The organism is Azonexus sp. GW821-FHT04F04, from assembly GCF_059420025.1.
The window spans coordinates 1-18,375 of record NZ_JBWKSX010000016.1 but is presented as its reverse complement, the minus strand read 5'-3'; the positions used below and the strand labels follow the sequence as shown (position 1 = coordinate 18,375).

Below are 18,375 nucleotides of genomic sequence, written 5' to 3'. Positions count from 1 at the left end.
GATGCTGGTACGCCGCTATGAGATGCCCTGGCGCCGGGCCTACGAGGTCTATGCCGGCATCGCCTGGTGGCTGGCGCTGCTCTATTTCCTGGGGGTAGGCGTAGACGGCACGCTGCCCCGGCAATTGGCCCTGCCGCTGGCGCTCGTCTGCTTCGCGATGGGCGTGTTGCGGGTGACCCAGGCCCTGCGCATGCTGGTCTTGCGGGCGTCGCTGGGTGGACGGGGCATCGAGGTCGTCGGTACCGGCGACCTGGCTCGATGGTGCCAGGATCCGGCCTTAGTGTTCTTGGGCTTCGGCTTCGAATGGCGGCCGGTGCATTCGCAGCGGCTCTATGAACTCGCCAAGATCGACTACCGCGAGTACGCGGTGTCGCCACACCTGCTTCGGCTCTTGGGCTACGACAGCAAGCCCCAGCCGGACGCCGAGATCGGCCTGCCCTATATCCACGGCGTCGAACCGAACGAAGGCCCCTTGCATCGGCCGCTGCAGAACTTCGAGGGCGGCACGCTGCTGGTTGGTACCACCCAGTCCGGCAAGGGCGTGGCACTGGCCAATCTGATCACCCAGGCGATCCGGCGCGGCGACGTCGTGATCGTCATTGATCCGAAGAATAGCCGCCGGCTCAAGCGCGTGGTCGAGCGCGCCTGCGCGGACTACCGCGAGCCGGACACCTTCATGGAATTCCACCCGGCCTTTCCGGAGCGGGGGGTACGGCTGGATTTCACCTTCAACTGGCAGAAGCCCACCGAGATCGCCTCGCGTATCCAGTCCATCATGCCGCCGGACACGGCCGGCGCCTTCTCGGCCTTCGGCTGGGATGCCGTCAACGTCGTGGTGCAGGGCCTGGTCGAAATCGAGGAACGGCCAAATCTGATGAAACTGACCAAGTATATCGAGGGCGGCATCGAGCCGGTGCTGGAGAACTCGTTGCGCCGCTACTACGATCAGAGCGTGGGCGCCGGCTGGCGCGAACTGCCAGACATGAAGAAACTGCTGCACGATGCCCATCGCGGCAACATTAAACGACCGTCGGAGGCGGCCAGCGCCGACCTGATGGCCTTCGTCGCTTACTACGAGCACCACATCGCCCAGAACCAGCGCAACAAGGTGATCGATGCCCAGGTGCGCACCTTCCGCCATAACCGCGAGCACTACCAGAAGATCACCGCCAACCTGCTGCCCATCCTGTCGATGCTGACCTCGGGCGACCTGGGGCGCAGCCTCTCACCCGATCCCTTCGATGCGGACGACAGGCGGCCCATTATGAACTTCGAGAAGATCGAGCGTGCCAGCCACGTGCTCTACATGTGCCTGGACTCGCTGCCCGATCCGTCCGTCGCCTCGGCGATCGGCGCCCTCGCACTGGCCGATCAGGCAGCGCGCGCCGGCATGCGCTACAACCTGGGCGGCTACCGACGCATCGCGCTGTTCGTCGACGAGGTCTCGAACGTCATCAACCAGCCGCTGATCGAGATCCTCAACAAGGGCGCCGAGGGCGGCATCTTCACCACCTGCGCGATGCAGACGCTGGCCGACTTGGCTAGGCGGCTGGGTAGCGAGGACGCGGCGCGCATGGCGCTGGGCAACCTCAACAACCTGATCGCGCTGCGCACCAAGGACCGGCCGACCCAGGACTTCGTGGTCGAGACCTTCGGCAAGACGGCAATCCATACGGTGCGGGTGGGCCTGAGCCACGGATCGGATGCCCATCTGGGCGACTTCTCGTCGAGCTATTCCACCCAACTCACGGAGAGCTTCGAGGAGATGGTGCCGGCGGATGTGCTGGGCAAACTGCCCAACCTCCAGTACTTCGCCTCGGTGTCGGGCGGCCGGATCATCAAGGGGCGGTTTCCGATCCTCGATCCCGATGCGGATTCGCCCCGCGCCCCGGAAAAGGCGGTCGCATGATCCGCGCCGTCGCCGTGTTGTCGTTGCTTATCCTGCTGGTCCTGGTGCTGTACGTGCCGTCGGCCCATCCGCCGGAGCGCTTCTTCGCGCAGCTACGCGCCGAGCATGAGGCGGCCACCGCCTACTGGGGCGCCGAGCCCGCCACCCGCATGCTGGATCGGGCGATGAGCATGCAAGATTCGACGGCCCAGGTCACGCCGATTCCCTCCGCGAAGGATGCGCCTTCGTCAGCGGGCGTGAACGGCGCGGTGTCCCGGGAGATGTCCTCGGTCAACCAGCGCCTCTTCAACAACACCTACTTCCGCGCCGTCGACGCGCTACTCCTGCTCGCCAGCTATCGACTCTCCACCCTGCTCGAATGGCTGCCCTGGCTGGCGGTATTCGTGTTGGCTGCAGTCGTCGACGGCGGATTCGCGCGGCTCATCAAGGCCAAGGAATTCCTGCAGCACGATCCGGAAATGTTCGCGCTGTACGCCAGCCTGGGGATCATGATCCTCTGCGCGACGGTCATCGGCTTCGTACTACCAGTGACGCTGCATCCGCTGTGGCTGCCGTGCGTGCCGCTGGTGGTTGGGGTGCTGGCCGGGCGGGCGCTGGGGTGTTTTCATCGACGGGCGTAGCAATGAAGAATCCGTTGAAGCTGAAACGGTGATAACTGCCAACTACCGACTTACCGAACGGCTGCTACCGAACGAATCGAGCACTCTTCCCCCTGAGCGCACAGCGTTTCTAGCCGGTGCTGATCAGCACTTCAGCAGACTGACTCTCACTCTCGGACACCCCATCCCTTCTCGCATCCCATACCCCAATCCGCCACAAATCCGCCGCGCCGCCGGATGCCCGGTAGCGAGATGGACTTCCAGTATCCCAGTTGAAGCGGCAAACCCCAGCGCCGAAGCGAACAGCCGGCGCGCCTTGCCCTGTTGGCGCCATGGGGGAAGGACGCTGGCACCGAGTTCGGCCACCTCGCCATACACGGCGAGGTGGATGAAGCCGGAGAGTTGGCCGTCTTGTTCGAGGGTGGCGAAACAGAAGTCGCGAATGAAGTCGATGCGGTCGGCGTAGGCGGCGATACCGGCATCGGAGAGCGCAGTGGCGAAGCGACCGTAGCGGTCGTCCGAGGTCAGAGCCAGCAGATGGGCGAGGACAACTGGGCGTGACAAGGAGGGGAGTCGGCACGGCACGCCCAGGAAGGGCTCGGCGATCAATCCCAAGCCAGCGCCCCGCCCGTCTGGTACTCGGTGACGCGGGTTTCGAAGAAATTCTTCTCCTTGCGCAGGTTGGCCTGCTCGTCGAGCCAGGGCAGGACGTTTTCAGCCCCCGGGAATGGCTCGGCGACGCCGACCTGGCGCGCCCGCCGGTTGGCGATGAAGCGGAACTGGGCGACGTGCAGTTCGGCGTTGTAGCCGAGGACGGGGTCGCGCAGGATGTAGCCGGCGTAGGCGGTTTCGGCCGCCTCGGCTTCATCCCACAGTGTGCGCAGCGCGGCCGGGTCGAGTGTCAGTCCCTCCTCGACCAGCAGTTCGCGGATGACGCGGATGCCGAAGGCGCAGTGCAGCACCTCGTCGCGCATGATGTATTGCAGTTGCTCGGCGGCGCCCTTCATCAGGCCGCGCCGCTGCAGCGCGAAGACCGGGGTGAAACCGTTGTAGAACCAGCAGCCTTCGAAGATCACCGCGAAGAAGAAGTAGGACAGCGCGAATTCGTGCAGATTGGCGCGGTCGGTGAGGTCGAAGTCCGAGCGCAGCACCTTTTCCAGCCGGCGGTTAGCCAGCGCGATCTTGCCGTGGATTTCCGGCACGACGCGGTAGCGGTTGTAGATTTCCTGCTGGTCGAGGCCGAGGCTTTCGATGCAGTGCTGGTAGGTCCAGGTGTGCAGCGCTTCTTCATAGACCTGGCGGGCCTGGTAGATTTGCAATTCCGGTGCGCTCATCTTTTCCATGACGGCCAGGCCGATGTTGCGCATGGCCAGGATGTCGGAGGTCGTCAGGTAGGCCAGCACGTTCTCGAAAACGTGGCGCTCGGCGCCGCTCAGCTTGTGGTGGTAGTCGTGCACGTCCTGCGCCATACCGATTTCCAGCGGCGTCCAGTGGTTGCGGTTGGCCTTCAGGAAAAACTCCCAGGCCCACGGGTACTTGAACGGCGCGAGCTGGTTGATGTCGCCCTTGCCGTTGACGATGCGCTTGTCGGCGGCGTTGATCGGGGCAAGGGCTGGTGCCACCGGCAAAATGCTACGGTCGACTTCGGTTTTTGCCTGATTTTCAGGGGCGACCGTGGGTGTCGGCAGCTCCCAGTCATTGAACAAGGCATTGGGCGATGGTGCATTCATTATTGACGTGCTTTCTTTCTGTGAAATCGTTTATCCACTTATCTCGATTCGATCTGCGGCAGATAGGCCGCCGCTGCGTCGAGCAGTGCTTCGGGCAGCTGTGCCGGCAGTCCATTACGGCGGCAAGACTGCAGAACGAGCCGCGAGACGCCCCGAGCCGCCAATTGGCGTGCCAGCCGGGCAATGGCGTCGGCATCCAGCAGCCCGGTATCGACGGTGCAGCGTATTTCGTGGTCGGTGCCCGCCTTGAGCAAGATATCCAAGGCAGCAAGCGCCGTTTCGCCGTCGCCGGCACCGGTGATGCGACGGTAGTCCTCGAACGGTCCTTTGACGTCGAAACCCACCCAGTCGAGCGTCGGCAGTACGGCAGCCAGCCGCTTCGGGTAGATGCCGGCCGTATGCAACGCAGTGGCAAAGCCCCGCGCCCGAACTTCGCCGAGAGCCGCGGCGAGGCCGCGTTGCAGCAGCGGTTCGCCACCGGAGAAAACGACGCCGTCGAGCAGGCCCCGCCGGGGCTCCAGCCAGTCGAGCACATCGCTCCAGTGCCTCTCCCGGCCCTGCGGCGAATGCAGGTGCGGGTTATGGCAATAGCCGCAGCGCCACGGGCACCCCTGGCAGAAGACGACGGCGGCCAGCCGGCCGGGGAAGTCGATGGTGGTGAAGGGCGTCAGCCCGCCCACCACCAGGGTTTTCCTGTCAGCCACAAGCGGCCGATGCCTGACATGGTTCGGCGAAGTGCCGTCGTTCGCCGTGCTCGCTCTGTTTGCCCGGGTTGAACTCGGAAACTGGCCGGTGGTAGCCCATGACGCGGGTCCACACCTCGCAGCGTTGGCGTTCGGAGTCGTTCAGGAGTGCTTGGGATTTCGTTTCAGACATGGTTTCTTCCTTTCGCAGTAGGGGTGTCAATGGGCGGGGCCGCGCGGGCGAGGATTTCGTCATCGCACTTCGGGCAGAACTCGTGCTCGCCGGCCAGGTAGCCGTGTTTCGGACAGATCGAGAAGGTCGGCGTGATCGTGATGTAGGGCAGCCGGAAACGCGACAGCGCGGTTTGCACCAGTTGCCGGCAGGCGGCCGGGGTCGAGATGCGTTCGCGCATGTAGAGATGCAGCACGGTGCCGCCGGTGTAGCGCGTCTGCAGTTCGTCCTGCCGCATCAGCGCCTCGAAAGGGTCGTCGGTGAAACCGACCGGCAACTGCGACGAATTGGTATAATACGGCTTGTCCGCCGTGCCGGCCTGCAGGATGCCGGGCCAGCGCTTCTTGTCCTCCTTGGCGAAACGGTAGGTGGTGCCTTCGGCCGGCGTCGCCTCAAGGTTGTAGAGGTTGCCGGTGGTTTCCTGATAAGCGCGCATCCGGTCGCGCAAGCGGTCGAGCAGGCGCAGCGCCAGCGCGTGGCCCTCGGGGCTGGCAATATCGGCGGCACCGGCGGTGAAGTTGCGCACCATTTCGTTGATGCCGTTCACGCCGATGGTCGAGAAATGGTTGCGCAAAGTGCCGAGGTAGCGCCTGGTGTAGGGAAAGAGGCCGTCGTCCATCAGGCGCTGGACGACCTTGCGCTTGATCTCCAGGCTGTCGCGCGCCATGTCGGCGAGACGGTCGACGCAGGCCATCAGCGCCGCCTCGTCGCCGGCATGCAAATGGCCGAGACGAGCGCAGTTGATGGTCACGACGCCAATCGATCCGGTCTGCTCGGCCGAGCCGAAGAGACCGTTACCGCGCTTGAGCAACTCGCGCAGATCGAGTTGCAGGCGACAGCACATCGAACGGACATGGTTCGGTTTCATGTCCGAGTTGAGGAAATTCTGGAAGTAAGGCAGGCCGTACTTGGCCGTCATGGCGAACAGCCGTTCGGCGTTGTCCGACTCCCACGGGAAGTCCTCGGTAATGTTGTAGGTCGGAATCGGGAAGGTGAAAGCCCTGCCCCGTCGGTCGCCGGCACTCATGACCTCGATGTAGGCCCGGTTGATGAGGTCCATCTCGGCCTGCAGGTCACCGTAGGCGAAAGGCATTTCCGCGCCGCCGATGACCGGCACCTGGTCGCGCAGGTCTTCCGGGCAGACCCAGTCGAAGGTCAGGTTGGTAAACGGCGTCTGGGTACCCCAGCGCGACGGCACGTTGAGGTTGTAGACGAATTCCTGCATACCCTGGCGCACGGCGTCATAGCCGAGGCCGTCCTTGCGGACGAAAGGCGCCAGGTAGGTGTCGAAGGAGCTGAACGCCTGGGCCCCGGCCCATTCGTTCTGCAGCGTGCCGAGGAAATTGACCATCTGGCCGAGGGCGCTGGAGAAGTGCTTGGGCGGATCGGCCTCGGGCTTGCCGGGCACGCCGTTGAATCCCTCGAACAGCACCTGGCGCAGCGACCAGCCGGCGCAGTAGCCGGAGAGCATGTCGAGGTCGTGGATGTGGATGTCGGCGTCGCGATGCGCCTGGCCGATCTCCGGCGGATAGACGTGCGACAGCCAATAGTTGGCGACTACCTTGCCCGACACGTTGAGGATCAGTCCGCCCAGCGAATACCCCTGGTTGGCGTTGGCCCGTACCCGCCAGTCGGCGCGATCCACGTACTCGTCGATGGTGGCCGCCACGTCCACCAGCGTGCGACGGTCCTCGCGCAGTCTGTGGTGCTGGTCGCGATAGGCAACGTAAGCGCGGAATGTCCGCAAGTGGTTGGCGTCGACCAGGGTCTGTTCGACCATATCCTGCACCTGCTCGACGGTGGGCGCCGAATCGGCATAGCGGTGGCGAATCACCTTGAGCACGCGAGCTGTCAGCAACTGCGCCTCATCCACATCGAATTCACCGCTGGCGGCACCGGCGCGAGCCAATGCCGAAGCGATGCGCTCGACCTCGAAAGGTACATCGGAACCGTCACGACGCAGGATGCGACGCGGCAGCGACGGGGAAACCAGGGGTATCGCTTCCGAGATGGTCGCTTGCAGTGCGTTGGTACTCATTGGCAGGCCTCGCATTCCGGATTGTCGATCGAACAGAATTTCGGCTCATCCTGCGCCACGGCGTCGTCGCGCCCGCCCGCCTTCTCGGCCTGGCTGGCGCCCAGCGTGCGCAGGTAGTAGGTCGTCTTCAAACCGCGCAGCCAGGCCAGCTTGTAGATTTCGTCGAGCTTCTTGCCGGATGGCAGCGCCAGGTAGAGGTTCAGCGACTGGGCCTGGTCGATCCATTTCTGGCGCCGGGCTGCTGCTTCGATGAGCCACACCGGGTCGATTTCGAAAGCGGTCGCGTAGCGCGCCTTCAATTCGTCCGGCACGCGCTCGATGCGGGCCAGCGAGCCGTCGAAATATTTCAAATCGGCGACCATCACTTCGTCCCACAGCTCCAGCGCCTTGAGGTCGCGGACCAGCGCTTCGTTGACCACGGTGAATTCGCCGGACAGGTTGGATTTGACGTAGATGTTCTGGTACGTCGGCTCGATGCTGGCCGAGACGCCGACGATGTTGGAAATGGTCGCCGTTGGCGCGATGGCGACGCAGTTGGAATTGCGCATGCCGTGGCGGGCGATGCGTTCCTTCAGGCCGGCCCAGTCGAGCGTTGAGTCACGGTTGAGTTCGACATGGCCGCCCCGCCCGGCTTCCAGCAAATCGATCGAATCGAGCGGCAGGATGCGCTGGGCCCACAGGCTGCCGGGGTAGCTCGAATAGCGGCCGCGCTCGCGGGCCAGTTCGGTCGATGCCCCGTAGGCGTGGTAGCAGACGGCTTCCATGGTCCGGTCGGCAAATTCGACGGCTTCCGGCGACGCGTAAGGCAGGCCGAGTTCGTACAGGCAATCGGCGAAACCCATGATACCGAGGCCGACCGGCCGGTGGCGGAGGTTGGCGTTGCGTGCCTTGGGCGTCGCGTAGAAATTGATATCGACGACGTTGTCGAGCATGCGCAAGGCGGTCTGCACGGTGCGCGCCAGCTTGGCCTGGTCGAGGGCGCCATCCTTGAGGTGGGCCAGCAGATTGACCGAGCCGAGATTGCAGACGGCGGTTTCCTCGTCCGAAGTGTTCAGCGTGATCTCGGTGCACAGGTTGGACGAATGCACGACGCCGACGTGCTGCTGCGGCGAGCGCAGGTTGCAGGCATCCTTGAAGGTGATCCAGGGATGCCCGGTCTCGAACAGCATGGTCAGCATCTTGCGCCAGAGCTGGACGGCGGGCAGCTTCTTGTGCAGCTTCAGTTTCCCGGCGGCAGCCTTGGCTTCATAGGCGACATACGCCGCTTCGAATTCGGCGCCGAACTTTTCATGCAGATCGGGCACATCGACCGGCGAGAACAGCGTCCATTCGCCGTGGTCGATAACCCGCTTCATGAACAGGTCGGGAATCCAGTTGGCGGTATTCATGTCGTGGGTGCGGCGCCGCTCGTCGCCAGTGTTCTTGCGCAGGTCGAGGAATTCCTCGATGTCGAGGTGCCAGGTTTCAAGATAGGCGCAGACCGCGCCTTTGCGCTTGCCGCCCTGGTTGACCGCGACCGCCGTGTCATTAACCACCTTGAGAAAGGGAATGACGCCCTGGCTCTGGCCGTTGGTGCCCTTGATCCGGCTGCCCAGCGAGCGCACCGGCGTCCAGTCGTTGCCCAGGCCACCGGCGTATTTCTGCAGCAGGGCGTTTTCCTTGATCGACTGGTAGATGCCTTCGAGATCGTCGGCCACCGTGGTCAGGTAGCACGACGATAGCTGCGAATGCAGCGTGCCGCTGTTGAACAACGTCGGCGTCGAGCACATGAAATCGAAGCTGGAAATCAGGTCGTAGAACTCGATGGCGCGGGCTTCGCGGTCGATTTCGTTCAAGGCCAGGCCCATCGCGACGCGCATGAAAAAAATCTGCGGCAGTTCGATGCGACGGCCGTCGATGTGCAGGAAATAACGGTCGTACAGCGTCTGCAGGCCGAGGTAGCCGAATTGCAGGTCGCGCTCGGGCTTCAGGGCGGTAGCCAGGCGCGGCAAATCGAAGGAGGCGAGGCGCGGGTCGAGCAGTTCGGCTTCGATGCCCTGGGCGATGAAATTGGGCAAATATTCGCTGTTGACAGCAGCAATCTCGCTCAACGACCGCGCTTCGCCGAGCACTTCGCGGCCAAGGCTGGCCAGCAGCAGGCGCGCCGTCACCTGGTTGTAGGCCGGCTCGCGTTCGATCAGGGTGCGCGCGGCGAGGATCAGCGCCTGGTGCACGTCAGCCAGCGGCACGCCGTCGTAAAGGTTGCGGATGGCGCTGTCGAGCACCCGTTCGGCATCCACCGCACTGCCCAGCCCGGCGCAGGCATCGGCGCACAGGCCGGCCAGTTCGGCGCGGTCGAGCGGCCGGCGCTGGCCGCCATCCAGAACGTGGATCAGCGGCGCGCCGGCCAGCGGCTGGGCGACCGAACGCTCGCTGGCCCGCCGTTCGCGGTAGAGCACGTAGGCCCGCGCCACGTCGTGCTCGCCGGAGCGCATCAGGGCCAGTTCGACCTGGTCCTGGATGTCCTCGATATGCACCGTGCCGCCATCCGGCATCCGCCGGGTCAGCGAACGGACGACCGCCTGCGTCAGGTGGGCCACGACGTCGCGCACCCGTGACGAGACGGCACTCTGGCTGCCTTCGACGGCGAGAAAGGCCTTGGTCAGCGCGACGGCGATCTTGTCGGCATCGAAGGCGACGACCGCGCCGTTGCGGCGGATGACTTGCAGGGCGGCGGCGGCGATTTCGCTGCCGGTGGATAAGCTCAGGACATTGGATGACAAGGCGATTCTCCGTATCGGGGGGCGGAGAATCGACGAGGCGCCCGGCCGCCAATCGGCGCGACCGACCGCAGCGCCCGCGGGCAGCAACCCGTGGTCGAATCGGTCAGGCGAACGAACGGCAAGAAAGACACGCAATAAACCTCTCGTCAGGGACACCCCGCCCCAAAACCATGAAAGAAAGTTCGTTGCGGCAGGTCTCCTGGCTCTCGGTTCAGCGCGCTCCACCTACCTTCCCGGACGCATCCAGTGGCATGTGTTGGCGAAGCGCTCGCCGATTACAGTTGCGGGGGCAGCCCCGGAATTCAGACCTTGCGGCCTGGCACCGGATTCCCGTTTTAATCCCCTTGCGGGGAACCTTCAACGGCTCGAAGTCTAGTTGGGGCATATCGGATATGTCAAGCGCGCGACCACTACATTTAGTACTCGAATACAAAAACACCACTACATGTAGTGGAGTTTCGAGGGCTTCGGCGAGTCAATTTGCAGGCTTGTTGCTCGTATCACTTCGGCTTGATTGCTCGGCATTGATTCTGTTGTGTTCGATTTTTCCTGGTTCCGATTTTTTCTCAACATGGCCTTGCAAAGGCGATCAGCATCTTTCCGTACCTCGCTAAGCAATTTGACTTTCAACTCCCGCAGGTAACGACAAGGTGAATTTCGTCATACCCTCCGTCGAGCTTACAGTGATGTCCCCGCCATGTGCAGCCAAGATAGAACGCGTGATTGCCAGCCCCAAGCCAGAACCCTCGGTTGTCCGCTGGCGAGAGCTATCAGCACGGTAAAAACGATCAAACAAGCGAGGCAAGTGCTCGGCTGGAATACTTGGCCCGGTGTTTTCAACGGCCAATTGAACCACCTCGTCGCGATGCATTTCGATTGCTACCGTTACCGTTCCACCGACCGGGGTATAGCGCAGCGCATTGGAGAGCAGATTGCTGATTGCCCGGCGCAGCATCAGACGGTCACCGGATACGGTGCCGTGCCCAACGACCGACAGGCGAATTTCCTTTTCCTCGGCCAGCAACCCGTAGAACTCCATCAATTCCGCAACCTCGTCGGCAAGTTCGAGTCGCTCCTGATGCGGGATGAGTTGCTTGTTCTCGGCCTTGGCCAGGAAAAGCATGTCGGCGATCGTCCGCGACAAGCGCTCGAACTCTTCGGCGTTGGACGCCAGAATGTCCCGATATTCGTCGGCCGATCTGGCGCGCGACAGCGTGACCTGGGTTTGGGTCAGCAAGTTGCTGACCGGCGTTCTCAGTTCATGGGCAAGGTCTGACGAGAAGTCCGACAGGCGCTGAAAGGACTCTTCCAGCCGCGACAGCATGTCGTTCAGGGTGCTCGCCAAGTCGCCCAGTTCAAGGGGAATAGCCTCGACTGGCAGACGGGTGTGCAACCGGTTGGCGGTGATCGCGGCAGCTTGACGCTTGATCGTCTGCAGCGGTGCCAGTCCGCGCCGGACGACAAACCATCCGAGCAGGCCCATGGCCAGCGTGGCCAGCAGCATGAACACCCACAGGGTTTGCCGGAAAGCGCCCATGAAATGTTCGTGATGCGATATTTCGGTGGCCACCACGACGGTATACGAGGATCCGGCCTGGCCTCCGGACGTCAAAGTGGCCGAAATGCCCCGCCATGGGAGACCATCGTCGGCGACCCATTTGATCGGGCGTCCACTACCGGTCGCCAGTCGATCGCTGAGCAATTCAGTGGGCAGAACAAGCCCTACATGGGCATCCAAGCGTTGCCGATTAGGTCCGACTACGGCAATGACCAAACCGTGATGCCCAGTCAAAGCCTCATCCAACTGTTTTGCCAGCGTCTCGCCACTTGGCGTGGCCAGCGCTTTCTCAAGAACATGCTTGGCCAACTCCATTTTGCCGGCCAGCACCTCGATGTCCTGCTCTTCGAAGTGTTGTTCCACCGAGCGCCCGATCAGCAACCCAAGCAGGAACAGCACGAATACCGACGCCAATGCAAACCACAAGGTTAGGTGAAGCGTCAGTGATCGACTCTGTGTTTGACTCAATCGGTAATCTCCAAAACGTAGCCCATGCCCCTGACCGTGCGCACCAGCTTCGGTTCGAAGCCTTCGTCAATCTTGACCCGCAGGCGTTTGATGGCGACTTCAATGACATTCGTGTCACTGTCGAAATTCATGTCCCAAACCTGGGAGGCGATCAATGAACGGGGCAACACCTCACCCTGGCGGCGCAGCAATAGTTCGAGCAAGGCGAACTCCTTGGCGGTCAGGTCGATACGTTTCCCCGCACGGGTCACCCGACGGCGCAGCAGATCGAGTTCAAGGTCAGCTGCACGCAGAAACTCCGACTCTTTTGCCTTCCCACCCCGCCGCAACAAGGTTCTGACACGGGCCAGCAACTCGGAAAAGGCAAACGGTTTGACCAGGTAGTCGTCCGCACCCAACTCCAGGCCCTTGACTCGGTCTTCCACTTGATCCCGGGCGGTCAGGAACAATACGGGCATCTCTTTCCCGGCCCGCCGAATTCCCTGCAACACCTGCCAGCCATCGATACCCGGCAGCATGACGTCGAGGATGGCCAGATCATGCGCCTCGGTCAGCGCCAAATGCAAGCCGTCCAGGCCGTTAGCCACCAGATCGACCACGAAGCCAGCCTCGACGAGACCTTGTTTCAGGTATATCCCGGTCTTTGGTTCATCTTCTACGACCAATATTTTCATGACGCTCTCCACCAACCGTTGGCTATCGTTGATGCATTTTGCGTCGGTTTCAGCATTGATCGCCCTAGATTACGCAAATGTAATCCGTAAGTCAGCCGATTGTTGGTTTCGCGAAAGCATGATGTCCACCATGGGAGCGATAGATTCCCAAGACTCCTCTTTCCCAGCGGAGGCATCATGAAACATAGAGCATTGATCCTTGTCGTCGCCATGAGTCCGGGATGGGCAGATGACCACGCACCGCCAGCGGCGACGCCAACTGCCGGCTACCGGTCGGTATTTGTTGACTACAAACCCATGGTGGACGAAGCGGTCCAGGATTGGCGGCAAGCCAATGACCGGATGGGGCGCTTGCAGGGCCATATGGGGCATCTTGAGCCTTCGAAAGCAGAGCAACAGTCGGGGGCAGCAAGCGCAGCCGCTCCGCGTGAGAAGAAATAAGCCATGTCTTCCCATTTCCCCATAGGGCTGTACAGCAGCGGCAAGCGCACATTGCTGGTGATCGCCCTGGCAGGTCTCGCCGGCTGCGCCACTTTCTCCAATGACGGCGGATTCGGCAGCGTGGAACAGACTGTCCAGGAGCGGCTCGGCAAAGAGGTGAAGTGGGTGCGCGGCGACCAGGAACGAGCCACCCTGCAAGCCCGCGTCGATGAACTGCTGGCGAAACCACTGGCGGTCGACGACGCCATCCAGGTGGCGCTATTCAACAACCGGGGGCTGCAGGCCAGCTTTTTTGATCTGGGGATCAGCGAGGCCGATCTTGTGCAGGTCGGTAGGCTCCCCAATCCGCACTTCTCGATGCTGCGGGCCAGCAAACCGGAAAACGGCATTCGCGAATACAAGATCGAGCAAGCGCTGACCTTTAATATTTTCGCCTTGATCACCATGCCACTGGCTGTCGAGGTCGAGCGGCGCAATTTCGCGCAAACCCAGCGCCTGGCGATCATTGCGGTGGCCCGGCTGGCCGCCGACACCCGGCAGGCCTATTTCACCGCCATCGCGGCCGAAGAGTCGGTGCGCTACCTGCGCAAAGTCAAACAGGCTTCGGAGGCCGGCGCCGAACTGGCCCGCCGGATGGCGCAGGTGGGCAACTTCAGCAAGTTGCGTCAGGCTCGGGAACAGGCGTTTTACGCCGATGCGGCGCTGAACCTGGCGCGGGCGGAACAGGCGGCTACCTCCTCCCGGGAGCGCCTGGCCAGAGTTCTCGGACTGGCCGACCGATCGGTCTTCCAACTTCCCGAGCGGCTGCCGGACTTGCCGACTACCGTCAATGAACTCCCCGTCCTGGAACAGGCGGCCCTTGACCAGCGCCTTGACCTGCAAGCCATTCGCCTCGAAACCGAAGCCCTGGCCAGTAACTTGGAATTGAGCAAGGCGACCCGCTTGATCAACGTTCTGGAGGTGGGGCCGGCCCGCGTCCTGGAAGGCGCCCGGGACAGCGGCTACAAGAAAGGCTACGAAATCAGCTTTGAGTTGCCGATTTTTGATTGGGGTGGCGCCAAGGTCGCCAAGGCCGAGGCCATCTATATGCAGGCGGTCGAACGGGCTGCCGAAGCAGCCACGAATGCGCGCTCGGAGGTTCGGGAGAGTTATCACGCCTATCGGACCCACTACGATATCGCCCGCCATTATCGCGACGAGATCGTGCCGCTCCACCAGCGGATCGCCGAGGAGAACGTGCTGCGCTACAACGGCATGCTGATTGGCGTGTTCGAGTTGCTCGCCGATGCGCGATCACAGATCGCCACGGTTAACAGCTATATCGAGACGTTGCGGGACTTCTGGATTGCCGAGGGCGATTTGCAGATGTCGATGATCGGCAAACCCTCACTGAACACGCCAGCCCGCGCCACTGTCACGGCGACGGGTCGGGCCGACCACTGAGCGCAAAGGACTCGACCATGACTTCTCGTCGCGAATTTTTCAAGAACCTGGGGATGGCTGGTAGTGCCGTCGCCGCCGCTTCGGTCGGTTCCGTCGCCATGGCGGCGCTGCCCGAACTGATAACGATGGACAAACCAGAAACCATGCCGCCGCTCCAGCCAGCCAACGGACGTCTTTACAACCCGGTGGTAACCCTTAACGGCTGGACCTTACCGTGGCGGATGAACAAGGGCGTCAAGGAATTCCATCTCGTCGCCGAACCGGTCGTTCGCGAAATCGCCCCGGGCATGAAAGCCCATTTGTGGGGCTACAACGGACAAAGCCCTGGTCCGACTATTGAAGTGGTCGAAGGCGACCGCGTGCGCATCTTCGTGACCAATCGGCTGCCGGAGCACACCACCATTCACTGGCATGGCCAGCGCCTGCCGAATGGTATGGATGGGGTGGGTGGCCTCAATCAGAAGCAGATTCCGGTCGGCAAGACCTTCGTCTACGAGTTCGTTGCACGACGCCCGGGTACCTTCATGTATCACCCGCATGCCGACGAGATGACTCAGATGGCGATGGGCATGATGGGTTTCTGGGTGACCCACCCGAAGAGCAAGCATCCGCTCATCGAGGAAGTCGACCGCGACTTCTGTTTCCTGCTGAACGCCTATGACATCGACCCCGGCAGTTACACGCCACAGGTCAATACCATGCTCGAATTCAATCTCTGGACCTGGAACAGCCGGGCATTTCCAGGCATCGATTCGCTAAATGTCCGCAAGGATGACAAAGTTCGCATCCGCATGGGCAACCTGACCATGACTAATCACCCGATGCATTTGCACGGGCACGAGTTTGTCGTCAGTGGCACCGATGGCGGCCCGACGCCAATCGCTTCCCGCTGGCCGGAGGTGACGACCGATGTCGCGGTCGGCCAGATGCGACAGATCGAATTCCTGGCCGATGAGGAAGGCGATTGGGCTTTCCATTGCCACAAGAGCCATCACACGATGAATGCCATGGGACACGATGTGCCGACGATGATCGGCGTCGATCACCGGGGCGTGGTCAAGCAGATCACCGATCTGATTCCCGACTACATGGTGATGGGCGAACGCGGCATGGCGGACATGGGCGCAATGGAAATGCCGATTCCCGACAACACGCTCCCCATGATGACCGGCCAAGGGCCCTATGGCGCTGTCGAAATGGGCGGTATGTTCTCGATGCTGAAAGTGCGCCGCGATCAGAAGCCGGGGGATTATCGCGACCCTGGCTGGTACAAGCAGCCCGCCGGTACTCAGGCCTCCGAATGGATGGGGCCGGTCGCCGAGGCCCCGCGAGCGACAACTCACGGCGGAATGTCGATGCCGGCGAACGGGAAACCAGTGAACCAGGAACTGACCGTGCGCAAACCCGGCAAACATGCCGGCCACTAAGCCGAATTTACTTGAAGAGGTGCTCATCATGCGCAATCGTTGTGATCTTGCCTTGCTCGTCATACTGTCCATGCCCGGTTTTGCCGCCTACGGCGATGAAAACCACACCGCTCCGACCAAACAGCCGGCGGGCAAGCCATCCGGTCAACATGCCGCCGACCTCGGCAGACCGGCTTCGATCAGCGCGGCCACCCGGACGGTCGAAGTGGCCATGGGCGACAGCATGCGTTTCAAACCCGAGCGCATCGAAACCAGACGAGGAGAAACGATTCGCTTTGTCGTGCGCAACCATGGGCAAGTCAAACACGAATTCGTACTGGGTACGCCGGCGGAATTGAAGAAACACGCCGCACTGATGGCGCAGTTCCCGCAGATGGAGCACGACGACCCGAATGCGGTGTCGGTAGAACCGGGAAAGACCGCGGAATTCGCCTGGACATTCGCGAAATCGGGGAGTTTCGATTTCGCCTGTCTCGTTCCGGGACATTTCGAAGCGGGGATGAAAGGCAAGATTAATGTGCGTCGGTAGTTCGCAAGATTACATAAATCGGATTCCATTCCGCTTTGGCTTCCCGGTCGGAAAGTCGCACGCCAAGTCGATATCGTCAGCCATGTTTGCCTCGATCATCCTGTGCCAGGATATGTTGATGCGTTCCCTGTACATGGCTTGCCGACTTTTCGCCGGGCATGATCGCTTGAGACAACCCGTCAAGAATGCCGCAGTGGGCAGCATCCCGCGCCTCACCGCAGCGCTCGCGTAGGTCTTTCAGTTGCCTTTCCAGTTCCTGGAGTTCTTGCATCCGTTGGGTGACGTGCCCAATGTGTCGGTCAAGGAGGCGATTCACATCCGCGCAGTTCTCCTGGGGTGACTCCTTGAAGTGTAGCAAGACCCGGATCTCATCCAACGTCATGTCCAGACTGCGACAACGCCGAATAAAGGACAGTCGCTGGACATGGGTTTCCCGATAGATGCGGTAGTTGCCTTCGCTGCGTGCCGGTACGGGTAGCAGCCCATCACGCTCGTAATAGCGGATCGTTTCCACATTCGTCCCGGCAAGGCGGGCCAGTTCGCCGATTTTCATCTTCGCCTCCTGACGATCAAACGGACCGAGCCGGTTGGAGCATAATGATCGCCATACCGGCCAACGTGACCGCACTGCCGACAATATCCCATCGGGTCGGCACAACGCCATCGATCCGCCATAGCCAGATCAGGGCAATCGCCACGTAGACACCGCCGTAGGCGGCGTAGATTCGTCCGGCGGCACCTGGATGCAGGGTCAGCAGCCAGGCAAACAGCCCCAAGGAAACGGCGGCGGGGATCAACAGCCAAGGTGAACGCTGCTGGGTCAGCACCAGCCACGGCAGATAGCAGCCGAGAATCTCGGCCAGCGCGGTTATGGCGAACAATCCCAGAACTTTGACAAACTCAAGCATTGCTTCGGCTCCGACTATTTTCTTTTATTGTAATCGCTTGACTCTGTAGTCACTCAAGGGTTTCTAATGCAGGAAACAAGGAGAACGCCATGAGTCTTGATCCCAGCCCGAAGCCCCTTCAGGAAGCCGCCCACAGCGGCTGTGCCGGCGGCTGTTCAGCCGCAGTGACTACCACCGTAGAAATCCCAGCCGCCGCCGATCTCGCTCAAAGCGATGGCGTGCCCGTTTTCGTGATTCCAACCATGGACTGCCCGAACGAGGAGAATGACATCCGTCGTGCGGTGGCCGGTATCGATGGCATCCGTTCCCTGCGTTTCCAACTGTCGGCCCGCACCGTTTCGATCGATGCGACGACGGATGCTCTCGATGCCGCCTTGGCCGCTATCCGCCAGGCGGGGTTTAGCCCCAAAGCGGTTTCGCCAGATCAGGCGGCAACGGAAAACGTTGGCGTCAGTGAGCTATGGCGAAGTGTTCTGGCGCTGGGGCTGGCCGTCGGTGCGGAAGCGCTGGATTTCTTCGCGCCCGACACATTGCCATTCAAGGGCTTCGGTATGGCATTAGCCGTTGTTGCCATCTGGCTGTCCGGCATTTCCACCTATAGCAAAGGCGTAGCGGCATTACGGCGCGGGCAGTTGAACATGAACGCGCTGATGGGTGTGGCGGTGACCGGTGCCTTCCTCATTGGACAGTGGCCCGAGGCGGCGATGGTCATGGCCTTGTATGCCATTGCCGAACTGATCGAAGCCCGTTCCGTGGATCGGGCGCGTAACGCCATCAAGGGCTTGCTCGACCTGACGCCGGAGACGGCGGAAGTTCGGCAGGCTGATGGGACGTGGCTGGAAGTACCGGCCGCAGTGGTAACGCTGGAGGCCAGTGTGCGGGTCAAACCCGGCGCCAGGATACCGCTCGATGGTCAGGTGACGGCAGGAACCAGTGCGGTCAATCAGGCGCCGGTCACCGGCGAAAGCATCCCG

Annotated in this window: 17 protein-coding genes and 1 riboswitch; of the genes, 7 read left to right on the top strand and 10 right to left on the bottom strand. The window is 62.0% G+C overall.

Annotated elements, in window-relative coordinates; all coding sequences use genetic code 11:
* Position 1: 1 nt before the first annotated feature.
* On the top strand, positions 2-1,909 hold the full coding sequence (gene traD / locus AC07TV_RS21070) for a conjugative transfer system coupling protein TraD (RefSeq protein WP_494650336.1): 1,908 nt from the start codon (positions 2-4) through the stop codon (positions 1,907-1,909).
* A complete protein-coding gene (locus AC07TV_RS21065; protein WP_494650335.1) occupies positions 1,906-2,529 on the top strand; it encodes an IncC plasmid conjugative DNA transfer DtrJ family protein in 624 nt (207 codons plus the stop codon). The genes traD and AC07TV_RS21065 overlap by 4 nt, the downstream gene beginning before the upstream one ends.
* Before the next feature lie 123 nt (positions 2,530-2,652).
* Here the strand turns inward: AC07TV_RS21065 and AC07TV_RS21060 are convergent, their stop codons facing one another.
* The 8 genes from AC07TV_RS21060 to AC07TV_RS21025 form a co-directional block, all read right to left on the bottom strand.
* The gene (locus AC07TV_RS21060) at positions 2,653-3,072 is read right to left on the bottom strand and encodes a GNAT family N-acetyltransferase (protein WP_494650334.1); all 420 of its coding nucleotides are present in this window, start codon (positions 3,070-3,072) and stop codon (positions 2,653-2,655) included.
* Between the two features lie 41 nt (positions 3,073-3,113).
* Complete coding sequence (locus AC07TV_RS21055) at positions 3,114-4,238, bottom strand: ribonucleotide-diphosphate reductase subunit beta (RefSeq protein ID WP_494650333.1); 1,125 nt, start codon at positions 4,236-4,238, stop codon at positions 3,114-3,116.
* Between the two features lie 38 nt (positions 4,239-4,276).
* Positions 4,277-4,942 carry an anaerobic ribonucleoside-triphosphate reductase activating protein gene (locus AC07TV_RS21050; protein WP_494650332.1) on the bottom strand — a complete coding sequence of 222 codons (666 nt, stop codon included), beginning with the start codon at positions 4,940-4,942 and terminating at the stop codon, positions 4,277-4,279.
* The gene (nrdD, locus tag AC07TV_RS21045; RefSeq protein ID WP_175145461.1) at positions 4,935-5,114 is read right to left on the bottom strand and encodes an anaerobic ribonucleoside-triphosphate reductase; all 180 of its coding nucleotides are present in this window, start codon (positions 5,112-5,114) and stop codon (positions 4,935-4,937) included. The genes AC07TV_RS21050 and nrdD overlap by 8 nt, the downstream gene beginning before the upstream one ends.
* Entirely contained in the window at positions 5,107-7,191 is a 2,085-nt protein-coding gene (locus tag AC07TV_RS21040) for a ribonucleoside triphosphate reductase (protein WP_494650331.1), read from the bottom strand. The genes nrdD and AC07TV_RS21040 overlap by 8 nt, the downstream gene beginning before the upstream one ends.
* A complete protein-coding gene (locus AC07TV_RS21035) occupies positions 7,188-9,953 on the bottom strand; it encodes a ribonucleoside-diphosphate reductase subunit alpha (protein ID WP_494650330.1) in 2,766 nt (921 codons plus the stop codon). Before AC07TV_RS21035 ends, AC07TV_RS21040 begins: the two co-directional genes overlap by 4 nt.
* A gap of 172 nt (positions 9,954-10,125) precedes the next feature.
* Positions 10,126-10,327, bottom strand: a riboswitch (cobalamin riboswitch).
* Between the two features lie 236 nt (positions 10,328-10,563).
* Entirely contained in the window at positions 10,564-11,979 is a 1,416-nt protein-coding gene (locus AC07TV_RS21030; RefSeq protein ID WP_494650329.1) for a heavy metal sensor histidine kinase, read from the bottom strand.
* On the bottom strand, positions 11,976-12,653 hold the full coding sequence (locus tag AC07TV_RS21025) for a heavy metal response regulator transcription factor (protein ID WP_265941898.1): 678 nt from the start codon (positions 12,651-12,653) through the stop codon (positions 11,976-11,978). Before AC07TV_RS21025 ends, AC07TV_RS21030 begins: the two co-directional genes overlap by 4 nt.
* A 177-nt stretch (positions 12,654-12,830) precedes the next feature.
* Here AC07TV_RS21025 and AC07TV_RS21020 point away from each other — a divergent pair, with 177 nt between their 5' ends.
* The 4 genes from AC07TV_RS21020 to AC07TV_RS21005 are packed head-to-tail and all read left to right on the top strand — an operon-like array spanning position 12,831 to position 16,493.
* The gene (locus tag AC07TV_RS21020; protein ID WP_494650328.1) at positions 12,831-13,094 is read left to right on the top strand and encodes a hypothetical protein; all 264 of its coding nucleotides are present in this window, start codon (positions 12,831-12,833) and stop codon (positions 13,092-13,094) included.
* 3 nt (positions 13,095-13,097) lie between these two features.
* A complete protein-coding gene (locus AC07TV_RS21015) occupies positions 13,098-14,537 on the top strand; it encodes a TolC family protein (RefSeq protein WP_494650327.1) in 1,440 nt (479 codons plus the stop codon).
* Positions 14,538-14,554: 17 nt separating this feature from the next.
* Positions 14,555-15,964 carry a multicopper oxidase family protein gene (locus AC07TV_RS21010; RefSeq protein WP_494650326.1) on the top strand — a complete coding sequence of 470 codons (1,410 nt, stop codon included), beginning with the start codon at positions 14,555-14,557 and terminating at the stop codon, positions 15,962-15,964.
* Positions 15,951-16,493 (top strand): cupredoxin domain-containing protein, encoded by a 543-nt coding sequence (locus tag AC07TV_RS21005; protein ID WP_494650325.1) that lies wholly within the window; start codon positions 15,951-15,953, stop codon positions 16,491-16,493. Before AC07TV_RS21010 ends, AC07TV_RS21005 begins: the two co-directional genes overlap by 14 nt.
* A 76-nt stretch (positions 16,494-16,569) precedes the next feature.
* Here AC07TV_RS21005 and cadR read toward each other — a convergent pair whose 3' ends face one another.
* Both cadR and AC07TV_RS20995 read right to left on the bottom strand, forming a co-directional pair.
* Positions 16,570-17,046, bottom strand: a complete 477-nt coding sequence (cadR, locus tag AC07TV_RS21000) for a Cd(II)/Pb(II)-responsive transcriptional regulator (RefSeq protein WP_494650324.1) — start codon at positions 17,044-17,046, stop codon at positions 16,570-16,572.
* Between the two features lie 16 nt (positions 17,047-17,062).
* Positions 17,063-17,401, bottom strand: coding sequence for a YnfA family protein (locus AC07TV_RS20995; protein WP_494650323.1), 339 nt, complete (start codon positions 17,399-17,401; stop codon positions 17,063-17,065).
* Between the two features lie 89 nt (positions 17,402-17,490).
* Between AC07TV_RS20995 and AC07TV_RS20990 the strand changes: the two genes are divergently transcribed.
* Positions 17,491-18,375, top strand: an 885-nt coding sequence (locus tag AC07TV_RS20990; RefSeq protein ID WP_494650322.1) for a P-type ATPase actuator domain-containing protein, incomplete at its 3' end; no start/stop codon positions are given.